Genomic DNA, 8,318 nt, shown 5'->3' with positions numbered 1-8,318 from the left:
TTCCGGGGGCCTGATGTACCGACTTCAGGTGTCTGCTCGCGGCGCAATTGGTCACGGTCGGCGTGTTGACGCGGGATGAGGCACGCAGGCATCCCGACAAGAACGAAGTGCTGCGGGCCATCGGAATGACTGTCGGATTCGCTCCGGAGATGAACCTGTGCCCATTGACTTCAGGCGACCGTGTTCTGCTGTGCTCGGACGGACTGTGGGAGATGCTCTCCGATCAGGAAATTGCCGACGTGACGGGCGGCGATGGCTCGATGCGCCAGATCGCGACGCAGTTGGTCGACCGCGCAAACCACTCCGGCGGGCACGACAACATCTCCGTGGTGTTGTACGAGCACCATGGGCGGAGTGCGAGGAAGTCCTGAACAATTTCAGTCCCCACGCGAAAATCAACGGCAGCCCTTGCGGTCACCCGTAAGATAGCCGGAATACCGTGCCTTTCGCTTCAGGGTCACCGGCCGCGCAGGCACCTGGTTACGCGACTTCCAACTCCACATGCACTCGCCGGCCCAGTGCTGTGGCGATGTTCACCAGGGCATCGAGGGAGAACTGCGACACGCGCCCGCGCAACAGGTCATTGATGCGCGGCTGTGTAACGCCGCAATGGGTTGCAGCGTCGGCCTGCTTCCAGTCGCTGTCCTTGATGATGGCTGCGATTTGCCGCATCAGTTCGGCGCGGGCTTGAAGGTTGGCGGCCTGCTGGGGTGTGTCGGCGATCGCATCCCACACGCTGCTGAAAGTCTCTGGTTTGTTCATTGGACATCCCTCATCAGTTCGGTGAATCGTCTCCTGGCAAGTTCGACGTCGCGCTTGGCCGCCGTCTGCGTCTTCTTCTGGAAAGCGTGCAGCACGTAGACCGCATCCGCCAGCCTGGCCGTGTAGATCACACGGTAGGTGCCGGTGTCGTCCCACACCCGGATTTCCTCCACGCCTCTTCCGATGGAAGCCATTGGCTTGAAATCGTTGGGCTGCTCGCCACGCTGCACCTTGTCCAGTTGGTAGCCCGCATCGTGCCTGGCATCCTCGGGGAATTCCCGCAAGCACTTGAGCGAATCACCCAGGAATCGGAGTAGCTTCATGGGCTGAAAATACTGCTTTGGATATAAATACGCAAGTCTCAAGTCTATTTCGTTCACTGCCGGCCGATCGTTCGCCGCAGCGGCGGTCTGCTGCCGGTTACCGAACGAATTCGGCCAGTGGGACCCGAAAAACCAGCGGCCCGAGCTCTGGGACCTGTACAACGCGCGCAGCCTCAAGGGCGAAAACATACGTGTCTTCCCGATCGCCAATTGGACCGAGATCGACGTCTGGCAATACATCGAACGCGAGCGCCTGGCCTTGCCGTCGATCTCGCCCATCGCCGGCCGATCGTACGCTGCCACCAGCGACACTCGATGACGCCGGCCTGGCGTCGCCAGGATATCGCCGGACTTACCATGGAGATGCGGTCGTGTCGGTGACGCGACTCTCTTCATCCCCGCCGCCGGCGGCCGGATTTCCCGCAACGTACGTCGCCCACGACCGTATGTTGCGCATCGGTGGCAGGCTGTTTGCCGTGGTCAATGATTCCGACCGCGGTTTGATCGAACTCGACGAAGCAGGGATCGTACGCACCACCTGGCCGGTGATGGCCAATGCGACGGTGTTTTTCCGTACGGCCGGCTGGTCGAATTACCTCGGTCAGCCTTATCTGTTGACCGTCGCCGACCGGGTCAACATCTTTCCGGCGGCGTTCCTGCGTGCGCAGAAGATCCTCGATGTCTTTTCCGACAACGGCATCTTCGCCATCGTTCTGGCGCAGGAGCCGCGGACGGCGCTGGTCTCGCGTTATCTGTGCCGTCTCGAAGCCGGCCAATGGTGCGCCATCGAGCAGGAGCACACGGACGAGACCTTCATCAATGCCGCTGCGAATGGTCGTGGCATTGTCGGCTACATTCCGGGCAACGGCGAACTGCGGGTCTATTCGAGCAAGACCTTTGCACAACGCCAGGTACAGTCCGCTGCAGTCAAGGCGGAAATGATCCTCGAAGCATTGAACGGACAAATCGGTTTTCGTTCCGGGGGCCTGATGTACCGACTTCAGGTGTCTGCTCGCGGCGCATAGTCACCATAGGTAAGCTGCTTTCTGACCCACCCAGTGCCCTCTGCCTCTTCCCCGGTTTTGCTCTCCTGCTTGCCGGGGGCGGAGATTCGTGAGTCGCTGACGCACCTTTCTTGGACAGCGAGCCCGACATTCTGCATAATGTCCAGGATTGTTTCAGGCAATTAGCCTGCGGCGGGAAGCGCGTTGTCCGCGCTGCCATGTCTTTTTCGACGGATGTCGAGAGGATCGATCCTTGGCCGGAGAGAGTTCGCTTCCACGCTGGTGGCAATGTGTCACCGTCCTGCTTGCGATTTGTGGTGCGTTGACTGGCTGTACACCGCCGGAGCCACTGCGCCTGGGCTTTCTCGGCGGTATCTCGGGTCGGGTGGCCGACCTGGGAATTGCCGGTCGCAACGGCGCCATGTTGGCCGTCGAAATGCGCAACAGTAGCGGGGGTGTGAACGGCCGGGTGGTCGAACTGATCGTCGAGGACGACAAGCAGGACCCGGATCTCGCCAGAAAAGCCGTTGGCCGCCTCCTGGAGCGCAAGGTCGAGGCGATCATCGGGCCGATGACCAGCGCCATGGCGGTGGCTACGGTACCGCTGGTCAACGAGGCCGGACTGGTGATGCTCAGCCCGACGGTGACGACAACAACGCTGACCGGGGTCGACGATCACTTCCTGCGGGTCGTCGCTTCGACCACCGAATACGCACGCATCAGTGCCGCTTATCACTTCGACCGATTGGGGCTGCGCCGTGTCGCGGTCGCCTATGATCTGCACAATCGGGCCTATACCGAGGGCTGGCTGGCCGACTATCGCCGCGCCTTCGAATTGGCCGGTGGCACGATCAGTACCGTTTTGGCCTTTAGTTCGGGCCAGGAAACCTCGTTTGCTGACCTGGCAGAGAGTCTTCTCAGGGCGAAACCGGAGATGGTGCTGATCCTGGCCAATTCAGTCGATGCTGCTCTACTCGCGCAGCAGATCCGCAAGCGCGATGCCGTCGTGCGCATCGGCACCTCGGAGTGGGCCGCCACCGAGCGTCTGATCGAGTTGGGTGGCAGGACAGTCGAAGGCGTCGTGATCGCGCAGTTTGTCGATCGCGACAGCACACAACCCGCTTATGTGGCCTTTTGCAGGCGCTACGTCGAGCGCTTCGGCCAGGAGCCGGGATTTGGCGGCCTCGCCGCCTTCGACGCGGCGAACGTGGTGCTCGATGCGCTTGTCGCCAGACAGCCCGGCCAGACCCTGAAGCAGGTCATTCTTGCGCGTGGCGTGTTTTCCGGCGCACAGTCGGAGATACGTTTCGACGCCACCGGCGACGCCACACGCGAGACCTATCTGACCACCATCCGCGATGGCGCCTTCGTGCGCCTGCATTGACCCGCTTCAAGGGACGACGAGGCCACGGCTGAAAATGTCACGCTCGCTACGATTCTGGTTGTCGCTCGGGTTGTCGTCGCTGGTCGCGCTGGCCATCCTGACGGTCATCGTAGTGCTGCTCGGCGTTCTCCTGCCGCGTCTCAACACCGGTGTGGAGGACCAGAATCATGCGCTCGGAACAACAACGGCGACGCAGATCGACGCTTTTCTCGAGAAATTTTCTGCTCATCTTGGCCTCCTGGCTGACGATGTCGGCAGCCAGCCGAGGATGGACACCGCCCAACTGCGCGTCATGCTCGATACCCTGGCCCAGGCGGATGGCGCCATCGAGTCGATCTACGTCGTCGATGGTGCCGATCGGGTTCTCGAAGTCGGCTTGCCGAAGGCTCGCCGTGCCTTGCGCGACAACCAGCTCGGCATCGATTTCTCTGGTCGCCGCTTTGTGCATGCGGCACGTGCGCAGCAGCAGCCAGTGTGGTCCGATACCTATTTGTCGACCGGTGGACACATCGTGGTGGCACTGGCCCTGCCATTGACGATCACAGCGGAGTCGGCCACTGTGGCACCACCCAAGGACGGCGTCCTGGTGGGCGAACTCAATTTGCAGGAAGTCTCGCGCTTTGCCAAATTGCTCGCCAGCGCCGCCGATGTGCTGCCGATCATTGTCGACCGGCGTGGCAATGTCGTCGGACATCCCGATGCCGAGCGCGCCCTGCATCAGGAAAACCTCAGCCACCTGCCGCTACTGAGTGGGGGTGACGCGGTCTCGCCACAAGTCGTGCGCTTCCGTCTGGACGGCATTGACTACATCGGCAGCAGTACGCCGGTCCGTGAAGCGGGCTGGACGGCGCTGATCGCGCAGCCGACCGAACAGGCCTTCGCCACGTTCCGTTCGACGCTGCAGTCGCTGGCCTTCGGCAGTCTGCTGGCGCTGCTGCTGGCGGTCATTGCGGCAGTGCTGGCGAGCCGGCGGATGACCCAGCGGCTTGGCCAGTTCGCCAGGCACCTGGAAGCGGTCGCCGATGGCAACTACCGCGCGCAGATTCCACCCTCGGGCACCGACGAGATCGAAAAGCTGGCACAAAGCATGCGCCGCATGGCCCAGGCCGTGCTCGAACGGGAAGCGCTACTGCGCGAGAGCGAGGCCAGGTACCGCGGCGTCGTCGAGACTACACGCGACCTGATCACCTGCGTCGATCGTGAGGGGCGACTGAGCTTTGTCAATTACATGGCCGAGACCTATTTCGGCCTGCCGGCCGCTGACTGTATCGGACTGTCTGCCTTTGAATTCGTCCACCCCGAGGATCGTGAGCGCACTCGACAGGCTTTCGCCACCTGGCTGCAAGGCGATGACCCGGCCTTGCAGTTCGAGATTCGGCAGCTTGCGCGCAATGGTGCGGTGCATCTGCTGCAATGGAACATTGTCGCCGACCGTGCGGGTACCCATGACAACACCGCCATCGTCGGTTTTTCCGGCATTGCCCGCGATGTTACCGCCGAACGCGCTGCCGCCGAGCAGCTCGCCGCGTCGGAAGAGCGTTATCGAGGCCTGTTCCGTCTGGCGCCTCTGCCCTACCAGTCGCTGGACATGCATGCGGCAATCCTCGATGTCAATGAGGCCTGGCTCGCCCTGCTTGGCGGTTATGCGCGTGACGAGGTGCTCGGGCGTCCGATCACCGATTTCATCGAGGAACCTTCGCTGCCGGTACTCGCCGAGAGCTTCCCGAATTTCGTCGCTGCCGGCCACATCGAAAGCCTGCTGTTGGATTTGCGGCGCAAGGACGGTGAAACGCGTACCGTGCTCATCAACGGCCGGATCACTCACGATCGGCAGGGGGTGGCGCGGACGCACTGCATCCTGACCGACATTACCGAGCGCCAGCGTGCCGAAGAAAGGCAGCGACAGGCGGATGAACTGCTTGCCCTGCAGGCGGCACGCGCCACGGCGCTGCACGAAATGCCGCGCGCCGCCGATCGGATGTCAGAAGCCGAATTCATGCCGTACTGCCTCGAAGTGGTCGAACGCTTGACCAGCAGCGCAATCTCGTTCGTCCATTTCGTTGCCGACGATCAGGAGACCATCGAGTTCGTGGCGTGGTCGCGGCGCACGCTCGACGAATCCTGTACGGTGACTTTCGACAAACATTATCCGATCAGCCAGGCCGGTATTTGGGCCGATGTCGTCCGCCGCCGCGAGCCGGTGGTCTGCAACGACTATGCGTCGGCAGAGGGCCGTCGCGGCCTGCCGCAAGGGCATTCGCCCCTGCTTCGTCTGGTCACCGTGCCGGTCATCGCCAACGGCAAGGTCCGGCTGATCGCAGGGATCGGCAACAAGGCCGAACCCTACACGCCGCTGGAGGTCGAGACCCTGCAACTGATCAGCCAGGAAATCTGGCGCCTCGGCGAGGAGCGTCGCGCCGAGGCAGCACAACGTCTGGCGGCGACCGTGTTTGCGGCGAGCGCCGAAGGCATTTGCATCACCGACGCCGAGAAGCGAATTCTCTCGGTTAACCCGGCCCTGCTTGCCCTGTCGGGTTATACGGAGCATGAACTGATCGGGCAGAGCTGGAAAATTTTCTCCTCCGGGCGGCACGATGCCGACTTCTATCAAGCCATGTGGGAAAGCATTCTTGACGTCGGTGTCTGGCGCGGCGAGGTATGGAGCCGGCGCAAGAATGGCGAGATCTTCCCCGGGTGGCTGACCATCACCGCCGTTCGCAATGCCGGCGGCGAAGTGACGCATTACACCGGGACTTTCCTGGACATCAGCGAGCGCAAGCAGTGGGAGCAGGATATCCACTTCCTCGCCCACCACGATGCGCTGACCAAGCTGCCAAACCGCACCCTGCTCGACGACCGGATTCGTCAGGCCATCGCCAAGTCGAAACGCAACGATGACCACATGGCGGTGCTGTTCCTCGATCTCGATCACTTCAAGCTGATCAACGACACGCTCGGGCACGATACCGGCGACCGCCTGCTCGAGCAACTCGCCCAGCGCCTGACGGAAGTGTTGCGCCAGACCGAGACGGTGGCGCGGCTGGGCGGCGACGAGTTCGTCATCGTCATCCCCGAACTGGCGGCCATCAGGCGCGTGGCCGTGGTCGCCAGGAAAGTGCTGAAGGTCGCCGCCGCGCCGTACCTGCTCGAAGGCCACGCGCTGCACGTGACGCCGAGCATCGGCATCAGCGTTTATCCGGAGGACGGCGAGGATGCGGCAACCTTGCTGCGCAACGCCGACACGGCGATGTATCACGCCAAGGAACGCGGCCGCAACAATTTCCAGTTCTTCACGCAGGCGATGAATCAGAGCGTGCAGGAACGGGTCACGATCGAGAACGATCTACGTCTGGCGATCGAGCGTGGCGAGTTCCTGCTTCATTATCAGCCGCAGGTCGATTGCCGCAGCGGCGAGGTCATCGGCATGGAAGCGCTGATTCGTTGGCAGCATCCGCAACGGGGACTGATTGCGCCCGACCGTTTCATTGCGATCGCCGAGGAGACCGGGCTGATCGTGCCGATCGGCGAATGGGTGCTCGGCGAGGCTTGCCGCCAGGCCAGGCGCTGGCAGCTTGGCGGACAGCCCGGTCTGCGCATCAGCGTCAATCTGTCGGCGCGGCAGTTTCAGCAGCGGGACCTGAGCGAGCGGATCTCGGCCATGATTCGCGCCTCCGGGATCGATCCGGCAAGCCTCGAACTCGAATTGACCGAGAGCATGCTGATGATCGATCCCGACCAGGCGACGGCAGCCTTGCACCAACTCGCCGTGGCGGGCGTGAAAATGGCGATCGACGATTTCGGCACCGGCTATTCGAGTCTTGCCTACCTGAAGCGATTTCCGGTGACGCGCCTGAAAATCGACCGCTCCTTCGTGCGCGACCTTGCCAATGACAGTAACGATGCGGTCATCGTCGATGCCATCGTGGCCATGGCGACCAGCCTGAAGATGGAAGTCATCGCCGAGGGAGTCGAGACCATCGCCCAGCTCGATTACCTGGAAGCGCACGGCTGCCATGCCATCCAGGGCTACTACTACAGCCCTCCGGCAGCGGCGGAATCCTTTGTCCGTTTCCACTACGACCGCAGAGCGGGTCAGTCGGTCGTGTTTCCCGCAGGGGCTCCGAGCAATTCGTCGAGAACGTAGGGCAGGATGCCGCCCGATCGATCGCCGTGTCGATGCGGCACCGCAGGGCGTTCGATGCGCTCGCCGTTGATGGCTTGCTGTGGGTGCTCAGCCGGCGAAATCGGCTTTCTTCCGGCAGGTCCTTGGCGACCAGGGAGCCCGCAATACCCGCCCTTGGCGATGGGCTGGGGGCGGCGTGCCGCGGCATCCGTATCGGGCGCGCCGTCGGGCGTTTGCCCGCCATCCGACCAGCAGCGCCAGGCCCAGACCCAGCACCGCGATGGACGATGGCTCGGACACCGTGGGTACCGGTCCCAGCAGCGTGAACTTCAGGCCGTCCGTCGGCAGACCGGTGTCGGTGTCGATGGCATGGAAGCTCAGCGCGCCGCTGTGGCTGAAGTCGGCCAGCGCCGCCGAGAAGTAGCCGGTGTCGGCGGTGCCCCGCACCTCGTAGATGCCGTGGAAGATGACGTCGAGCCAGAGCGTGTCGCCCAGGTCCATCGTGATGGGTTTGCCCACCAGCAGCACGCTCAACTCCATGCCGTCCAACACGCCGTAGTCGAATTCGCGGCTGGTGGGGAACCAGCGGGTGCGCCAGTCATCTGTGGCCGTGGGTGGCCCGTCCGGCGTGACTTCGGCACTGCCGAACCAGGCGTCCTTGAAAGCGTAGGGCTTCGCCAGGCCTGATAACGGCACGCGCAGGCCCCAGAACACCTGCTCTT

At 62.9% G+C, this 8,318-nt stretch carries 7 protein-coding genes and 1 pseudogene; 5 read left to right on the top strand and 3 right to left on the bottom strand.

From position 1 onward, the window contains the following. Positions 1-47 precede the first annotated feature (47 nt). Positions 48-371, top strand: coding sequence for a SpoIIE family protein phosphatase (locus CAPSK01_RS07350; protein ID WP_273703254.1), 324 nt, complete (start codon positions 48-50; stop codon positions 369-371). 109 nt (positions 372-480) lie between these two features. Here CAPSK01_RS07350 and CAPSK01_RS07345 read toward each other — a convergent pair whose 3' ends face one another. Both CAPSK01_RS07345 and CAPSK01_RS07340 read right to left on the bottom strand, forming a co-directional pair. Next, positions 481-762, bottom strand: coding sequence for a helix-turn-helix transcriptional regulator (locus CAPSK01_RS07345; RefSeq protein ID WP_034924516.1), 282 nt, complete (start codon positions 760-762; stop codon positions 481-483). Then, entirely contained in the window at positions 759-1,085 is a 327-nt protein-coding gene (locus CAPSK01_RS07340) for a type II toxin-antitoxin system RelE/ParE family toxin (protein WP_034924942.1), read from the bottom strand. Before CAPSK01_RS07340 ends, CAPSK01_RS07345 begins: the two co-directional genes overlap by 4 nt. 103 nt (positions 1,086-1,188) lie before the next feature. Here CAPSK01_RS07340 and CAPSK01_RS22180 point away from each other — a divergent pair. The 4 genes and pseudogenes from CAPSK01_RS22180 to CAPSK01_RS22175 all read left to right on the top strand — a co-directional run. Beyond that, positions 1,189-1,379, top strand: a pseudogene (locus CAPSK01_RS22180) (phosphoadenosine phosphosulfate reductase family protein); the annotation flags it as partial. Positions 1,380-1,456: 77 nt separating this feature from the next. Then, a complete protein-coding gene (locus CAPSK01_RS07335) occupies positions 1,457-2,110 on the top strand; it encodes a hypothetical protein (protein WP_273703253.1) in 654 nt (217 codons plus the stop codon). 232 nt (positions 2,111-2,342) lie between these two features. After that, complete coding sequence (locus CAPSK01_RS07330; protein ID WP_273703252.1) at positions 2,343-3,473, top strand: ABC transporter substrate-binding protein; 1,131 nt, start codon at positions 2,343-2,345, stop codon at positions 3,471-3,473. A 34-nt stretch (positions 3,474-3,507) separates the two neighbouring features. Continuing rightward, positions 3,508-7,617, top strand: a complete 4,110-nt coding sequence (locus CAPSK01_RS22175) for an EAL domain-containing protein (protein WP_273703251.1) — start codon at positions 3,508-3,510, stop codon at positions 7,615-7,617. An 87-nt stretch (positions 7,618-7,704) separates the two neighbouring features. Here CAPSK01_RS22175 and CAPSK01_RS07320 read toward each other — a convergent pair. Next, positions 7,705-8,318: PEP-CTERM sorting domain-containing protein (locus CAPSK01_RS07320; protein WP_273703250.1), on the bottom strand; the 614-nt coding region annotated here is incomplete at its 5' end.

The sequence above is a fragment of the Candidatus Accumulibacter vicinus genome (assembly GCF_000584955.1).
Classification (GTDB): Bacteria; Pseudomonadota; Gammaproteobacteria; order Burkholderiales; family Rhodocyclaceae; genus Accumulibacter; species Accumulibacter vicinus.
Note: the sequence above shows the minus strand (reverse complement) of the source record. Positions and strands in the feature narration are given on the sequence as shown.